The following is a 16,427-nucleotide window of genomic DNA, read 5'->3' as shown; positions in this document are numbered from 1 at the left end:
TCAAAAGGGCAATAGTTTAAGAAGAGGTTCTATAATGAGCCTCTTTTTCTTATTACTTTTAATAGTAAATTTTTATAGTATAATAATTAATAAGAATCTTTACTATTTTTATAAGTTTAATTGTATAAAAGTATAAATTATGCTTTTTATATTTAACTTGGATTAAAGAAAATAGTAGAACATAACTGAAATTTAAAAATATTAGGAGTAGATAATGAGAAGAGCCTTTGAGATATTAAATAATATTTTTGGATATAAAGAATTTAGAAGAGGGCAGCTTGAAGTAATAGAGAAGATTTTAGGCGGGAGAGATATTTTTTGCATATTACCAACTGGTGGAGGTAAATCACTTTGCTATGAGATACCAGCTTGTATATTAAAAGGTAAGACCTTAGTTATATCACCACTAATATCTCTAATGAAGGATCAAGTTGATAATTTAAATTCCCTAGGAATTAGTGCAAGTTATATAAGTGGAGGAAATAGCTTCGATGAGGTGAAGGAAAAGATAAATGGATTCATAGAGGGAGAGGTTAAGCTTTTATATGTTTCGCCTGAAAGGTTAAGTAATAATTATTTCTTAGATAAGATTAAAAATGTTAACATAGAGCAACTTGTAGTAGATGAAGCGCATTGCGTCTCTATGTGGGGACATGATTTTAGAAAGAGTTATGGATTAATTAAACCATTTGTAGAAAAATTAAGAAAGAAACCTACAATAACGGCATTTACAGCAACTGCTACAGAAGAAGTAATGGAAGATTCTATAAAGCTCTTAGGACTTACTAATCCATTTTTATATAAAGGCAGTTTTAGTAGGGATAACTTAGAGATAAATATACTTAAAGAAGTTGATAAACTTGAGACAATAAGTGAAATAATAAGTGAAAATGAAGAAGAATCAGGAATAATATACTGTTCTACTAAAAATGAGGTTGAAGAGCTTTATAAACATATGAATTATAGAGGCAAAAGTGTAGGGAAATATCATGGTTCCTTAAGTGAAAAGGAGAAAAATTATTATCAAGATGAATTCTTAAGTGATAATTTAAAGGTTATGATTGCTACAAATGCTTTTGGAATGGGAATAGATAAGCCAGATGTTAAGTTTATAATTCACTCAACATTTCCTAAAAGTGTAGAAAACTATTATCAAGAAATTGGGCGTGGAGGAAGAGATGGTAGTTTAGCGAAGTGTTATCTTCTTTATTCAGAACAAGATATAAGAGTTATGGATTATTTAATAAGTTCAACTACTGAAATAAGCAGAAGAACTATAGAGCTTAATAAGTTAGAAAAAATAATAAACTTCTGTAATTATGAAGAGTGTTTAAGGAAATACATATTAGATTATTTTGGAGAAAAGAACTCTATAAAATACTGCAACAACTGTAGTAATTGTTTGAAGAATTCAGATTTTACTGATATGACAATAGAGGCACAAAAAATACTTTCATGTATTTATAGAACTAAGGAATCTTTTGGAGAAAGTGTACTTATTGATATATTAAGAGGAATTCATGGACCTAAGATTGAGAAATATAAGCTATATGAATTATCAACCTTTGGAATAATGAAAGAATACACAAATAAATTTATAAAAGATATTATAAATGAACTTTTGGAGATACATGCCTTAGAAAGAAAAGAAGGCACATATTCTATGTTTAAATTAAACTTAAAGTCAATCACTATATTAAAAGGTAAAGAAAAAGTTTTTCTTAATATAAATAAGAGTGGAGAAGAAACATGCAAAGATTTAGAGTTGTTTAAAAAGTTTAGAATATTAAGAAAAGATCTTTCAAGAAGAGAGGGTGTAAAACCATATATAATTTTTACAGACTCTATGATCATAGAAATAATAAATAAGATGCCTAAGAATAAAAGTGAGCTTGAAGATATAAAAGGTTTTGGAGAGCAGAAGATTATAAAATACGGGTCATTTATTTTAACAACTTTAAGAGATTATGAGAAACATAAGAAAAAGAATAGATTATTAAAGCAAGTTTAAGAGAAAACTTATAAATTGTATGAAGAGGATTAGTTTAGAATTATTACTTTAATTCAGTAATTCTCAATACATATTTATAAGTTTTTATTTTATTAATTATATAATTAGATTTTTTACAAAGTAATATAAAATATTTTGTCATAGAATAGGAACCTGTTTGAATATATTTATGGTAAAGGAGGGATTATAATGGATTTTAAAGAATTTATAAAAAGTGATAGGGAAAAACATAATAAGCAAAAGTTTAAGGGAACATTCATAGATTATTTGGAGATTGTCAAAGATAATCCTGATATTGCAAAACTTTCTCATAAGAGAATTCATGACTTGATAGTTGATAAAGGGTTTGAAATATTACGCCCAGAGGAAAATGCAAAAATAAAGAAGATATATGGAAATGAGAAAATAAAGAAATACAATTTCTTTAAGGAAGATTTCTATGGTATAGATACAGTTATCATGAAAATAATGAATTACTTCCATTCAGCATCAATGAAAGGGGAGGAAGCTAGACAGGTTTTATATTTAGTAGGACCAGTTGGAGCTGGAAAGTCATCTTTAGTAGAAGCTATTAAAAAATCTTTAGAAACAGCACCACCAGTATATGTTTTAGATGGATGTCCAATGCACGAAGAACCTCTTCATTTAATACCTAAACACTTAAGAGGTGAATTTGAAGAAATGCTAGGGGTTAAGATTGAGGGGGATTTATGCCCAGTATGTAAGTATAGATTGCTAAATGAATTTGGAGGAGAATATGAGAAGTTTCCAGTATCAACAAAGAATTTCTCAATACGTTCAAGAAAAGGAATAGGAGTTGTTCCTCCAGTAGATCCTAATAACCAAGATACATCAATATTAACAGGTTCTATAGATATTTCTAAAATGGATATGTATCCAGAGGATGACCCTAGAATATTCTCATTAAATGGAGCATTTAATGTTGGTAATAGAGGAATGGTTGAGTTTATAGAGGTATTTAAAAATGATGTTGAATATCTACACACTATAATAACAGCAACTCAAGAAAAATCTATACCTTCACCAGGAAAGGGTTCAATGATTTATTTTGATGGTCTTATAATAGCTCACTCTAATGAAGCTGAGTGGAATAAGTTTAAATCAGACCATACAAATGAAGCTATTTTAGATAGAATTGTAAAGGTTGAGGTTCCTTATTGTTTAGAGCTTAGTGAAGAAACAAAGATTTATGAAAAGATTTTAAAGAAATCTAACTTTGATGCTCATATAGCACCTCATACAATGGAAATTGCTTCAATGTTTGCTATACTTACAAGATTGCTTCCTTCTATGAAGGTTGATCCAGTTACTAAACTTAGACTTTATAACGGAGAGGAAATAGTAGAAAAAGGAACTACTAAGAGAATTGATGTTTTAGAGCTTAAAGAAGAAGCTGGACCTATGGAAGGAATGAAGGGAATATCTACAAGATTTATTATTAAAGCTATAGATAATGCATTATCAAATGCAGAGCATATGTGTATAAATCCATTAAGTGTAATGGAAAGCATAATAAAATCAGTTAAGGATATGGATATTTCTCAAGATGATAAGAAGAAATATTTAGGATATATTCAAGATACTATTAGAAAAGAATACAACAAGATTCTTGAGAAAGAAATTACAAAGGCATTTATTCATTCTTTCCAAGAGCAAGCAGAAAGTTTATTCAATAATTATATAGATAATGCAGAAGCTTATGTAAACAAGACTAAACTTAAAGATTCTGCAACAAGCGAGGAGTTAGAGCCAGACGAAGAATTTATGAGAAGCATAGAAGAGCAGATTGGAATCGGAGAATCTTCTGCAAAAGGCTTTAGAGCTGATGTGACATCATATATGTTCTATATAGTTAGAAGTGGCGGAAAAATGGACTATAGATCTTATGAACCACTAAAAGAAGCCATTGAAAAGAAATTAACAGCTTCAGTAAAAGATTTATCAAGAATTATAACAAAATCTAGAGTAAGAGATAAAGATCAAGATAAGAAGTATAACTCAATGGTAAATCAAATGGAGAAGAATGGTTATTGTCCACATTGCTGCGATGTAATCTTAAAATATGCAGCTAATAACCTATGGAAGGATTAAGAGAATGGCCATATTCAGAGATCAAGCTGAGAATCAAGTAGAACATGATAGATCTATAGAAGACAGAAGACGTCATAGGCAATTAGTAGAAAAGTCAATTAAAGAAAACTTAGGTGATATACTTTCGGAAGAGAGTATAATTGGAGAAACAAAAAACAAAAAATATAAAATTCCTATTAGAGGAATAAAAGAGTACCAGTTTATATATGGCTCTAATAATAAAGGGGTTACAACTGGAACTGGGGAAGAAAGAAGAGGAGATAGGATAGCTAGTGATAAGAGAAAAGCTATCGGAAATAATAAGGCTGGAAATCAAGAGGGAAAAGATATATATGAAACTGAGATAACCCTAGAGGAACTTATGGACTATATAGTAGAAGATCTTGATCTTCCTAATTTAGATAGAAAGAAGTATTCTGAAATCATAGTTGAAAGTGCAGCTAGAAAAAGAGGATATCAAAAGTATGGTATAAGACCAAGACTTGCAAAAAAGAGAACCGTTATGTCCAAGATTGCAAGAAAACAAGGAAAGAAAAGAGCTTTACTTGAATTAGGAGAAGAAAATAGTATAGAGAGATTTCCTTTTAGAGAGGATGATTTAAGATACTACAAGGTTAAGAAACAACCTAAAAAAGAGAGTAATGCTGTAATGATTTTTATAATGGACGTTTCAGGCTCTATGGATAATACAAAAAAATATTTAGCTAGGTCATTCTTCTTTGTTCTATCAAGATTTATAAGAAGAAAATATCACAATATAGCTTTTGAATTCATTTCCCATACTACAACAGCTAAAAATGTAAATGAGTATGAATTTTTCCATAAGGGAGAATCTGGTGGAACTTATATATCTTCAGGAATAAATTCTGCTATAGATTTGATAAAGGAAAAGTATCATCCAGGAGTATGGAATATTTATCCTTTCTATGCTTCAGATGGTGATAACTGGAGTGAAGATAATGAAAGAGCTATGAAGGCTGTAAATGAAATCTCTGATTTAAGTAATATGTTTGGTTACATTGAACTTTTACCATCAACTTATTCAACAACGATGTTTTATAGATTTAAAAAGGAAATAGATAAGAAAAATTTTGTTTCTGTAGTAGTAAAGGAAAAGAAAGATTTATGGAATGCTATAAAACATATGCTTTCTGAAGAGTTGCAAGAAGAGAATAATTGATGAGAGTGTATATAGATAAGGGGCTTTTGAAATGGATTATAATTTAAGAGATTTAGAAGGTTGGAACAATAAAATAGAAGAAATAGCCAAGAGTGAAGGACTAGATTATTATCCACAGGAATATGAAGTTATTGGATATAATGAAATGTTAAGTTATGAAGCCTATGTGGGAATGCCTTCTAAATATCCACATTGGAGTTATGGTAAGGCTTATGAAAAGAATAAAACATTGTATTCACTAAATATGACTGGATTACCATATGAAATGGTTATAAATTCAAATCCTTGCCTGGCTTATTTAATGAAGGATAACACATTGTTACTTCAAATTTTAACTATGGCTCATGTTTATGGTCATAATGATTTCTTTAAAAATAATAGACTTTTTGCAGAAGGGACAGATGCAGATAACACATTAGAAATGTTTAAGTTGGATGCAGATACTATAAGAGGATATATAAATGATCCAAGTATAGGGTATAGTCAAGTAGAAAGAATATTAGATGCTGCTCACTCAGTTAGATATCAAGTACCTAGAGTTATTGGCGAAAGGAGAGAGTCTCAAGAGGAGCAAAGAAAGAGAATATTAGATATATTTAATGACAGAAAAGCAAATAGAGGACCTTTGGATACATTGGAAGATTTGCTTCCACCAGATGTTAGTAGGATTCCTTTAAATCCAGATGATGACATACTTCAATTTATAATTGATTACTCTAATTTGGAGGAATGGGAGAAAAATATATTAAAGATTGTAAGAAGAGAGAGCCTTTACTTTATTCCACAAATTGAAACTAAAATTATGAATGAGGGATGGGCAAGCTATTGGCATTATAATATTTTGAAAAAACTAGAATTGCCACAGGGACTACATCTAGAATTCTTAAAGAGGCATAATGATGTAGTTGCTCCTATATCTTATGGATTAAATCCTTACTATATAGGATTTAGAATTTTTCAAGATATAGAAGAGAGATATGGAAAAGAGAAAATCTTTGAGGTTAGAGCTTTAGAAAGAGATAGTTCTTTTATAAGAAAATATTTAACTAAGGAATTATGCGAAGAATTAAATCTCTTTCAATACGTTAAAAAGGGATTTGATTATGTTGTAGATGAGGTTTCAGACGATTTAGGGTGGAAGAATATAAGAAATCTTATAGCAGATGAGTGTGGAGTTGGATCAATACCTTATATAAGGGTTAAGGAGCTTAATAAGAAGGATATGACTTTAAACCTTGAACATGTTTTTGATGGAAGAGAGTTAGAGGCTGCATATGCTAAAAAGACATTAAAATATATAAATGTTTTATGGGGAAGAAAAGTTACTTTAACAAGTAAGGGAAAAGATGGAGCAGATATTTTATTTTTGTGTGATGAATAATGAAAGTCTTTCATAGTATATAAGGTAATTAATTTATCTTGGAGAAATTATAATGAAAAATTTAAAAGGTTCACAGACAGAAAAAAATCTTTATAAGACATTTGCAGGAGAATGTCGTGCTAGGACTAAGTATAACTTGTTTGCTGAAGAGGCAAGAAAAGAAGAACAGCATTGGATTGCTGATGTTTTTGATGAAACTGCAGGAAATGAGTATGCTCATGCAAGAGAAGTTTATAAAACTTTTTTAGGTAATGTAGGTAGTATAGAAGAAAATTTACTTACAGCAGCCATGGGAGAGACTGATGAGTATAAGGAAATTTATAAGCAGTATGAAGAAGTTGCAAGAGATGAAGGGTATAATGAAATAGCTGATTTCTTCAAAGAGCTTAGAGAAGTTGAGGAGTCACATAAAGAAAGATTTACCATGCTTAACAAAAAGCTTGAAGAGGGTAGTTTATATAGCTCTGAAAATAATGAAAAATGGATATGTTTAAATTGTGGCTATATATATGAAGGTAATGAAGTGCCTAAGATGTGTCCTTTATGTAAGTATCCACAAGGATATTTTAAGCTTATATGTGAATGCTAAAGGAGTTTAGTTTATAATGGGTCATTCAGATGTGTTTAAAAGGCATTTTAATGAGGTAAATAATTTAAGTTCTCTTCTTAACAGTTATGCAAACACTTATAGACTTTTAGTTGGAGCAGCTGGAGAGCTTAATAACATTGCTAAAGTTAGAAAGCGAGATTTAGACCAAGCTCTAGATAGAGTTGATGAAATGGGAGAAATAATAGATTCGGTTCTAGAGATAATAAAAGAAAATGAAGATGCCTATATAAAGTATATAAAGCTTAAGTCAGAAGTTATAAATTCTAAAGCTTCTAAAGATGTTATTTTAACAGAAGTTGAACAAGATTTGCTTTTTGATAACTCAACTAATAGAGAAGATGAATAAATAAAAAGCCTATTAAAGAAAAACTTTAATAGGCTTTTTTTAGAATTTTTTTAATTGTATGTTGCTAACCATTAAATATGCGAATAATGCTAAGATTATTACTGGGAATATAATGTTTGTAGGATTATTTACTGTTAATACAATAAATAAAGCTACAACAGCACCAGCTATAGTTATTGGTACGCCTCTGAATACTCCATCGAATTCAGTTGCATTATATCTAGCTAATCTGAAAGCACCACAAATAGGGAAAGCAAGTAATATAGCATATCCTAGTATTCCTCTTGGTCCTAATGATTCAAAATTATAGAATACAAAAGTTAATACAGATGGTGCAACACCAAATGATACTAAATCAGCTAATGAGTCTAGTTCTTTACCAAGATCACTAGAAACATTTAAGTAACGAGCAACTCTTCCATCATATCTATCAACTAATCCAGCCATAATAATAAATATTCCAGCCAATAAGTAGTTAGCTTCAAAGGTTGCTAATAATGATAATATACCAAAAGACAGGTTTATAAAAGTAAATATATTTGGTATACTACTTTTTCTCATATAATCACTCCTAAATAAATAAATTAACAATAAATAAATTATATCAATAATGAATATTATAAGCTATTAAATTAACCTTAAATACATATTAATAATTTAAGTTTAACCTTAAATTATTATAAATATAAATTAAAAAATAGTTATTATTGCATAAAACTTGATTAAAATAAAAGCATACTATCACTATCTTATCGACAAGGTCATAAACAAATGATATAATTTTATAATATTGTAGAATTTGTATAATATACTAAAAATGATACCATTAATTAAAAGAAATATCAATTCAATTTATAATAAGGGTTTAAAATTGGAGGCGTAAAAAGTTGAAAAAAGTAAGATTTATATATAATCCATATTCAGGAGAAAATGCTATATTAAAAGAATTAGATAAGATTATAACAATGCACCAAGAGAAGGGATATACAATAGTTCCTTACAGAATTCAGAAGGGTGTAGATGTTATACAAGCTTTAGATGTAATAGATTCTTCGTATGAATATATACTAATAGCAGGTGGAGATGGAACTATTGATACTGTTGTTAATGCTATGAAAAAAAGAGAAATAGATTTACCAATAGGTATAATACCTGTTGGTACAGCTAACGACTTTGCGAAGCATTTAGGAATGCCACAAGATGCAGGAGCTTGCGTTGAGATGATATTAGATTCATATGCAGTTGGAGTTGATTTAGGAAAGGTAAATGATAATTACTTTGTAAATGTATTATCAACAGGATTATTTACTGATGTATCTCAAAAAACAGATACAAACTTAAAAAATACAATTGGAAAGTTAGCATATTATTTAAAGGGATTAGAAGAACTTCCTAACTTTAGAAAATTAGATGTTAAAATAACTGCTAATGGGGAAGTATTTAATGAGCCTATATACTTAATGCTTGTATTTAATGGTCAAACAGCTGGTAACTTTAAGTTAGCAACAAAAGCTAAAGTACAAGATGGATTATTAGATGTTGTAATATTTAAAGCTTGTCATATTCCAGAATTAATACCTATGTTTATAAAGGTATTAAAGGGAGAACATTTAAATGACTCAAGAATAGAGTATATAAAGGCTGAGGAGATTCTTATAGAGTCAAATGAAAATATAGTTACTGACATAGATGGAGAAAGAGGCCCGGATTTTCCACTAAGAGTACAGTGTATTAAAGATGGAATAAAAGTTTTAGGAATAAATAAGTAATTTAAATAATAGTTTATAGTAATGATTAATTTAATATGTAAAACAAAATAGAGTAATACTAGGAGGAATTATGAATCAAACATTTATTTATTACGCAGTTTTGTTAATTATAATTTTTATTACTATAAACAATATATTAGAAAACTTAAAATATTCGCCTAAAAAATTAAAATTACTAATAAGTATAGCTTTTATATTTCAATTAATAAGAGGAATTTCATTAATAGTTTTAGCTTTAGTTGAAAAGCAAAATTATATTGGCTTTTTAAAGTACACCATATTTTTTGATTTAATATATATTCCACTAATATTAATGTTAGCATTTTATGTGTTTTTAAGAAGTGATAGAGTTAATTTTAATATAATAAGATTATCATTTGGAATACTTAGTATGTTTTATTTAGGAATGATAGTATTTTTTAAACCATATTTTAAGGCTACATGGGAGTTTGGATATTTAATAAATGTTGATAATGAATTTCTATTTAAGGGGATATACTTATTTTTATTATCTATTATAATTTCATTTATAATACTTTATAAAAAGGAAAAACATTCAAATAATACAGGGATAATAGGTGTTGTTTTTGTAGGTTTTTTAATAATATTAGAAAATTCTTTAGGATTAATAGGGTTAGAATTTTTAAATGCATGTTTAATAAGCGAAGTTGCTTTAACTTGTCTATGCTTTTATTTTTTGACTACCTTTAAAAAGAATATAATATCAGTAAATGGATAGAAGTTAATCTATCCATTTATTTTTTTTGAACAAATAGGGGAAAACTATTAAAAACAGAATGAGGTGATTTTATGAAAAAATTAATCTTATCATTTTTAATAGGAATTACTATTTTCAATGTAGGATGTACAAGTAATATTGAGAAGGTTCCAGAAGAATCAAATACTCAACAAGTAAATCCAGCACAAGGAGTTTCACCAGATCCAACAGAAATTCCAGAGGAGAAAAACAGCAAAGAAGAATACTCAAAAAATAGGATAAAAGGATTGTATGAAAAATTAGTTGATAAAGCAGAAAGTGAAAAAGATTTTAATGAGAAAGAATGGAGTAACTTTAAAGGAGTGTACATGAATGATTTAACTAAAGCTGAAGAAGAGATAAAAGGAACTGATAGTGCTAAAAATATACCTCTTTTAAAAGATTTAGTTAATGAATACGATAAATATTTAAATGGAAATGCTAAAGATGAAAAAGTAAAAGAGATAAAAGATAATATAGAGTCTAATATAAAATAATTTTAAATAGAGTGTAGATTTATTTAAAATTAGTCTTAATTAAAATATATAATTTAATTTTATATTAAGCTCTATTTTAAACTAGTGTTGATTTCTAGCTAGGTTTGAAGATATAGATGGAAATCAACACTCGCTTAAAACAGAGACATATATTATCTAAAAAATTCCTTAGAAGGTAGGTCTTTTAATATTTCACCAGATTGAAGTTCAATTACTCTTGATGAAGCTTCTTTAGCAAATTCCATATCATGCGTTATTATTAGTATTCCTATATTGGTTTTAGCTAATGATTTCATTATATTAGCTATTTCTTTTGTTATTGTAGGATCAAGTGCTGATGTTGGTTCATCAAAGCAGATATATTTAGGATTTAGCATTAGAGCACGACCTATAGCAACTCTTTGTTTTTGTCCACCTGAAAGTTCACATGGATAAGAGTCAGCTTTATCATCTAAAGCAAGATTTTTTAATATTACCATAGCTTTAGATTCAGCTTCTTCTTTTGAAATTTTTAAAGTTTGCATTGGAGCAGCTATTAAGTTTTCCATAATGCTCATATGAGGAAATAGATTAAAGTTTTGAAAAACTAGTCCTATTTTGTTGTGAATATCTTTAAGCTTTTTGGTGACTACATACTTTCCTTCATTACAAATAGTAAAGTCATCTATATTTATAGTTCCTAAGTCACAAGTTTCTAATCCATTTAATATTCTCAAAATTGTAGTTTTACCTGCGCCGGAAGGACCAAGAAGACTTAAAATCTCCCCTTCTTTAAGTGAAAAGTTTATATTTTTTAGAATTTTATTTCCTTTAAAAGATTTCTCTAAGTTTTTAATCTCTATCATTTAACTTGTCCTCCTTTTAATTATAGTAAGAATACCTTTTTTCAAGTCTATCAAAGACTTTGGTTAATAGAGCAACCAATATTAGATATATGACTCCAGTTAAAAATAAAGGAATTAATGAAGCATCTCTATTACTTGCAATTTTACCAGCTCTTAATAATTCTCCGATTCCAACAACATATACTAAAGAGGTATCTTTCACTAATGTGATTACTTCATTAGCTATAGCAGGTAATATCTTTTTAAATGCTTGTGGTAATATTATTTTTCTAAATGTATATGATTTTGAAAATCCTAAGATTTCACAGGCTTCATACTGACCAGCAGGAACATCTTTAATTCCAGATCTGAATATTTCCCCAAAGTATGCTGCGTAGTTTAGAACAAAGGCTAAAATTGCAGCAGGAAATCTATCTATACTTATTCCTATAATAGGTAGTCCAAAGAATACAAATATTAATTGAAGAAGTAGAGGAGTTCCACGCATAACCCATACATAAAATGAAGCTATTCCATTTATAGTTTTTATTTTTGATAATCTAAGTATTGCAACAACAACTCCTAGTGGAATTGATAATAATAATGTAATAATGAAAACGCCTAAGGTATTTTTAAGTCCTTCTAAAATTGACGGCATTAATGTAATAATATAATCCAAAACTTTTCACCCCTTTAAAATTTTATTCTAAATCTTTGCCAAACCATTTTACTGATATTTTTTTTGTTGTACCATCCTGTTTCATTTCCTCTAAAGTTTTATTTAGAGGAGCTAGTATAGGAGAACTTTTTCTAAGACCAACACTGTAGCTTTCTTTTCCTAAATCTTCAGACAAAACTCTAAATTTATTTTTATCTTTTTTAGACATATAGTATTGTGCTAGTATTTCATCGCATACAACTGCATCACTTCTTCCAGCTTCTAAATCCATAAAGCAATCATTGAAGCTATCAAATAGGATAGGTTCATTACCTTTGAATGAAGCTACAAGATTTGGGTTTTCGAATAAGACATCTAGTGAACTTGAACCATCTTGAGTTGTAACTGTTTTTCCTTTTAAATCTTTTAATGATGTTATATTTGAATCTGATAAAGTTACAATAACTTGTCTATTTTTTAAATAAGGTTCTGTAAAGGCTACTTTTTTTGCTCTTTCAGGTGTCATTGTGTATCCGTTCCATATAGCATCTATGTTTCCGTTATTAAGTTCCGTTTCTTTCATAGACCAGTCGATCGCTTGAAAATCAACTTTATAACCTATTCTTTTAAAAGCTTCCTTTGCTAAATCAACATCAAATCCAACGATATTTCCGTCTTGATCTCTAAATCCCATTGGAACAAAAGTATCATCCATTCCAACTACTATAGTTTTTTCATCCTTAACTTTAGTAGTATTTTTTTTAGAACAACCATAAAGAAAGGTTGAAAAAACAAGTACAGTTAATAATAAAAATAAAAGTTTTTTCATAATTGCCTCCATCACTTTAATATATCACTACTTTATCATGCTAAAGCAAAGAAGTCAATGTGCATTTTAAATTTATTTGTTTTAAATCTCTTTAAAAAGTTGCATTTTAAAGTTTATATAATATAATAAACTAGAGAGTTATATAATTTTTTTTTAAAAGGTGGTGAAACTAAATGGAAGATAGCCCTCGAGAAGATAGGTGCAAAGAAGAGATAAAAAATAATATTATTAAGAAAAGAGGGAGGATATTTTCTGTTTAGGATTTTAGGACATACTTCTCCTTTTCTTAATAGATACTTAATCTTAAATTAATTATTTTAAGGTTAAAGGAGGAGAGATATAATGAATAAGTTAACAATGTTTCTTTATAGTAATATAATGAATAAAAAAATATACGATGAGTTTAATGAAGTTTTAGGTGTATTAAAAGATGTATATGTTACTACAGAAGAAGGATATCCAAGAATAATTGGATATAAAGTTAAGAGAGATGGAGTTATATTTGACTATGAGTTTAAAAATATAGATTTTTATCAAAAGGATAATGGGAAAATAAAGATTCAAATAAGAGGAAGCAGAGAGATATTACCTAGAAATTATAGCTATTTATTATCACAAAATTTATTAGATAGAAAAATAGTAGACATAAATGGTAAAAAGGTTGTTAAGGTTGATGACTTAAGAATTGTTAAAATAGCAGGTGAGTTTAGAGTTATAGCTGTTGAAACTGGTAATATAGTTAAATTTAGAAGAAAAGGACTTGATACTTTAGGTAAATTGTTAGCTAAAATATTTAGAGAAAAGTTTCAAGAAAAAGTTATTATGTGGGAAGATGTTGAGTCTTTAGAAATGATAAACGAAAACTTAAAGTTAGCTATTCCATATAAGAAACTTCAAAAATTACACCCTGCTGACTTAGCAGATATACTGGAAGAATTAGATGCTATAAACAGAAAAAAAGTCTTTGATAGTTTAGATGAAGACTTAGCAGCTGATACATTAGAAGAAATAGAACCAGAAGTACAAAGTAGTATCATAAAAGGGCTTTCTCATTCAAAAACAGCAGAGCTATTTGAAAATATTCCGAATGATGAGATTGCTGATATTATTGATGAACTGGATGAAGAAGAAAGAGAAAAAGTATTAATTGCCTTAGAAAATGAAGATGCTGAGGAAGTTAAGGAACTTATGGGTTATTCAGATGAATCTGTAGGTAGTATTATGAATAAGGACTTTATATCATTTAATTTAGATCTTACAGTAAAAGAAACAGTAGAGCTTCTTAGAGAGTTAAATGCTGATGAGGAAGTTATGTATTATGTCTACATAACTGATGAGGAAGATAGATTAAAAGGTGTAGTTACATTGAGAGATTTAATAATGAATCAAGATGGAATTATGCTTAAAGAGATAATGCATACATCTTCTCTAAGTGTTAATATAGATAGTACAATTGAAGATGCTATAGAAAAATCAACAAAATATGATTTAATATCTATTCCAGTAGTTGATTATGAAGAAAAATTAGTTGGAATAGTTCTAATTCATGATATAGTTGATGAACTAATTCCAAACAATCTGAAGAAAAAGTTTAAGAAAAAGTACACAGATTAGTTGACAAAATTGAATAAAAGCATATAATAAAATATATAATTCATATCAGAATAGTCGGATAAATGTTATGATGAAGTAAAGTATTATAAGGATAGGTTACAGAGAGAAAGTGATGCTGGAAATCTTTCACCAAAGCTTTATGAGAAGTGCGCTTCTGAACAAAAATTTTGAATTTACTTATTATAATAGTAGAAATTTTCGTGAATCACCCGTTAAAGTGATAGAGTATTTATTGTACTTGATTAAGTGAGGTCTTTACCTAATTAGAGTGGAACCACGGAGCAAAAAGCTTCGTCTCTAAATAGTGTAAAGGCCTTTTATTTATATATTTTAGGAGGTTTTATAATATGGTTTTTAAGAATGTATTAAGTTTAATAGGAAATACACCGGTATTAAAGGTTGATGGATTATTTGAAGGAGAAAATAATCCAAATATATTTGTTAAATTAGAAAAGTTTAATCCTGGAGGAAGTATAAAAGATAGAGCTGCTTTAGGTATGATAGAACAGGCTGAAAAAGAAGGGCTATTAAAAGAACATGGAGTTATAGTTGAACCTACTAGTGGAAATACTGGAATTGCTATAGCTATGATAGGAAAGGTTAAGGGGTATAAAGTTATAATAACTATGCCTGAGACTATGAGTAAAGAAAGAAGAGATATGATAAAGGCTTATGGTGCTGAAATAATTCTTACAGAAGGAAGTAAAGGAATGAAAGGAGCGATTGCTGAGGCTGAAAGACTAGCTGATGAAAAAGGTTATTTTATGCCTCAACAATTTTTAAATATTGCTAATGCTAATAAGCATTATGAAACAACAGCAGAGGAAATTTTGAAAGATATTCCGGATATAGATGTTTTAGTTGCAGGTGTTGGTACTGGTGGAACAATAAGTGGAATTGGTAAGAGACTGAAAGAGGTTAATCCTAATATTAAAGTAGTAGCTGTTGAACCAAGTACATCAGCAGTTTTATCTGGTGAAAACCCAGGAGCTCATAAGATTCAGGGGATAGGAGCTGGATTTATACCTAAGATATATAATGCAGATGTTGTTGATGAAGTAGTAAAAGTTGATAGTGAAGATGCTTTTAAAATGGCAAAAGAATTTTCAGAAAAAGAAGGTGTTCTTGTAGGTATATCTTCAGGAGCTGCAATATATGGTGCCAAAGAAATAGGAAAGAATTTACCAAAGGATAAAAAGATAGTTGTCATAGCTCCAGATGGAGGAGAGAAATATTTCTCAACAGGTTTGTATGATTAATTATAATAGGAGTGAAAAGTTTGTTTGAAAGACTAAAATATGATATAGAGAACGTTATGAAAAATGATCCTGCTGCTAGAACAAAATTAGAAGTGTTTTTACTTTATCAAAGTATTCATGTTTTGATTTTTTATAGAATAGCTAATAGATTATATAGATGGAAGTTATTTTTCCTAGCAAGACTTATTTCTCAATTAGGAAGATTTTTTACGGGAATAGAGATTCATCCAGGAGCAAAAATTGGGAAAGGACTTTTTATAGATCATGGTATGGGAGTTGTAATTGGGGAGACTGCAGAGATTGGAGATAATGTAACAATATATCATGGTGTTACCTTAGGTGGCACTGGCAAAGAAAAGGGAAAGAGACACCCAACAGTAGGTGATAATGTTATAATTGGGTGTGGCGCTAAAGTTTTAGGACCAATTAATATAGGTAATAACTCAAAGATTGGTGCTAATTCTGTTGTTTTAAAGGATGTGCCAGAGGGTAAGACGGCCGTAGGAATACCTGCGGTTATAAAAAAATAGATTAATATTTTTATTTAGTAGTTTATATTTTAAATTTATGAATAATTGTT

16 protein-coding genes and 1 other annotated feature are annotated in these 16,427 nt (G+C 28.7%); of the genes, 12 read left to right on the top strand and 4 right to left on the bottom strand.

The features are described 5' to 3' along the window. The first annotated feature begins 214 nt into the window (after nt 1–214). From recQ to ACQZHJ_RS10010, 6 genes are all read left to right on the top strand, one after another. The gene (gene recQ, locus ACQZHJ_RS10035) at nt 215–2,011 is read left to right on the top strand and encodes a DNA helicase RecQ (RefSeq protein ID WP_430485415.1); all 1,797 of its coding nucleotides are present in this window, start codon (nt 215–217) and stop codon (nt 2,009–2,011) included. Nucleotides 2,012–2,200: 189 nt separating this feature from the next. Beyond that, nucleotides 2,201–4,123, top strand: coding sequence for a PrkA family serine protein kinase (locus tag ACQZHJ_RS10030; RefSeq protein ID WP_430485414.1), 1,923 nt, complete (start codon nt 2,201–2,203; stop codon nt 4,121–4,123). 4 nt (nt 4,124–4,127) lie between these two features. Next, on the top strand, nt 4,128–5,303 hold the full coding sequence (yhbH, locus tag ACQZHJ_RS10025) for a sporulation protein YhbH (RefSeq protein ID WP_430485413.1): 1,176 nt from the start codon (nt 4,128–4,130) through the stop codon (nt 5,301–5,303). Between the two features lie 31 nt (nt 5,304–5,334). Beyond that, complete coding sequence (locus ACQZHJ_RS10020; RefSeq protein ID WP_430485412.1) at nt 5,335–6,684, top strand: SpoVR family protein; 1,350 nt, start codon at nt 5,335–5,337, stop codon at nt 6,682–6,684. A gap of 52 nt (nt 6,685–6,736) precedes the next feature. Further along, a complete protein-coding gene (locus tag ACQZHJ_RS10015; RefSeq protein WP_430485411.1) occupies nt 6,737–7,273 on the top strand; it encodes a rubrerythrin family protein in 537 nt (178 codons plus the stop codon). 16 nt (nt 7,274–7,289) lie between these two features. After that, on the top strand, nt 7,290–7,640 hold the full coding sequence (locus ACQZHJ_RS10010) for a hypothetical protein (protein ID WP_430485410.1): 351 nt from the start codon (nt 7,290–7,292) through the stop codon (nt 7,638–7,640). A 39-nt stretch (nt 7,641–7,679) separates the two neighbouring features. On the opposite strand, the gene pssA is transcribed toward ACQZHJ_RS10010, so the two are convergent. Continuing rightward, nucleotides 7,680–8,201 carry a CDP-diacylglycerol--serine O-phosphatidyltransferase gene (pssA, locus tag ACQZHJ_RS10005; RefSeq protein ID WP_430485409.1) on the bottom strand — a complete coding sequence of 174 codons (522 nt, stop codon included), beginning with the start codon at nt 8,199–8,201 and terminating at the stop codon, nt 7,680–7,682. A 326-nt stretch (nt 8,202–8,527) separates the two neighbouring features. On the opposite strand from pssA, the gene ACQZHJ_RS10000 reads away from it, so the two are divergent. The 3 genes from ACQZHJ_RS10000 to ACQZHJ_RS09990 all read left to right on the top strand — a co-directional run bounded on the left by ACQZHJ_RS10000 (nt 8,528) and on the right by ACQZHJ_RS09990 (nt 10,663). Beyond that, complete coding sequence (locus tag ACQZHJ_RS10000) at nt 8,528–9,409, top strand: YegS/Rv2252/BmrU family lipid kinase (protein ID WP_430485408.1); 882 nt, start codon at nt 8,528–8,530, stop codon at nt 9,407–9,409. 70 nt (nt 9,410–9,479) lie between these two features. Next, nucleotides 9,480–10,148, top strand: coding sequence for a hypothetical protein (locus tag ACQZHJ_RS09995; RefSeq protein WP_430485407.1), 669 nt, complete (start codon nt 9,480–9,482; stop codon nt 10,146–10,148). Nucleotides 10,149–10,219: 71 nt separating this feature from the next. Further along, nucleotides 10,220–10,663, top strand: a complete 444-nt coding sequence (locus ACQZHJ_RS09990; RefSeq protein WP_430485406.1) for a hypothetical protein — start codon at nt 10,220–10,222, stop codon at nt 10,661–10,663. 152 nt (nt 10,664–10,815) lie between these two features. Here the strand turns inward: ACQZHJ_RS09990 and ACQZHJ_RS09985 are convergent, their stop codons facing one another. From ACQZHJ_RS09985 to ACQZHJ_RS09975, 3 genes are read right to left on the bottom strand one after another with little or no spacing between them, the layout of a single operon-like run. Continuing rightward, nucleotides 10,816–11,508 (bottom strand): amino acid ABC transporter ATP-binding protein, encoded by a 693-nt coding sequence (locus ACQZHJ_RS09985; protein WP_430485405.1) that lies wholly within the window; start codon nt 11,506–11,508, stop codon nt 10,816–10,818. Nucleotides 11,509–11,524: 16 nt separating this feature from the next. Next, entirely contained in the window at nt 11,525–12,166 is a 642-nt protein-coding gene (locus ACQZHJ_RS09980) for an amino acid ABC transporter permease (RefSeq protein ID WP_430485404.1), read from the bottom strand. Nucleotides 12,167–12,188: 22 nt separating this feature from the next. After that, entirely contained in the window at nt 12,189–12,974 is a 786-nt protein-coding gene (locus ACQZHJ_RS09975) for an amino acid ABC transporter substrate-binding protein (RefSeq protein ID WP_430485403.1), read from the bottom strand. 342 nt (nt 12,975–13,316) lie between these two features. Between ACQZHJ_RS09975 and ACQZHJ_RS09970 the strand changes: the two genes are divergently transcribed. The 3 genes from ACQZHJ_RS09970 to epsC all read left to right on the top strand — a co-directional run bounded on the left by ACQZHJ_RS09970 (nt 13,317) and on the right by epsC (nt 16,377). Then, on the top strand, nt 13,317–14,588 hold the full coding sequence (locus ACQZHJ_RS09970; protein ID WP_430485402.1) for a magnesium transporter: 1,272 nt from the start codon (nt 13,317–13,319) through the stop codon (nt 14,586–14,588). Nucleotides 14,589–14,646: 58 nt separating this feature from the next. Then, nucleotides 14,647–14,890, top strand: a binding site (T-box leader). 45 nt (nt 14,891–14,935) lie between these two features. Next, on the top strand, nt 14,936–15,847 hold the full coding sequence (gene cysK / locus ACQZHJ_RS09965) for a cysteine synthase A (protein WP_430485401.1): 912 nt from the start codon (nt 14,936–14,938) through the stop codon (nt 15,845–15,847). Nucleotides 15,848–15,867: 20 nt separating this feature from the next. Then, a complete protein-coding gene (gene epsC / locus ACQZHJ_RS09960) occupies nt 15,868–16,377 on the top strand; it encodes a serine O-acetyltransferase EpsC (RefSeq protein WP_430485400.1) in 510 nt (169 codons plus the stop codon). The last annotated feature ends 50 nt before the right edge of the window (nt 16,378–16,427 follow it).

The organism is Clostridium sp. B9 (assembly GCF_050509515.1).
Taxonomy (GTDB): Bacteria; Bacillota; Clostridia; order Clostridiales; family Clostridiaceae; genus Sarcina.
The sequence above is the reverse complement of the archived record's forward strand: the minus strand, read 5'-3'. Positions and strand labels throughout refer to the sequence as shown.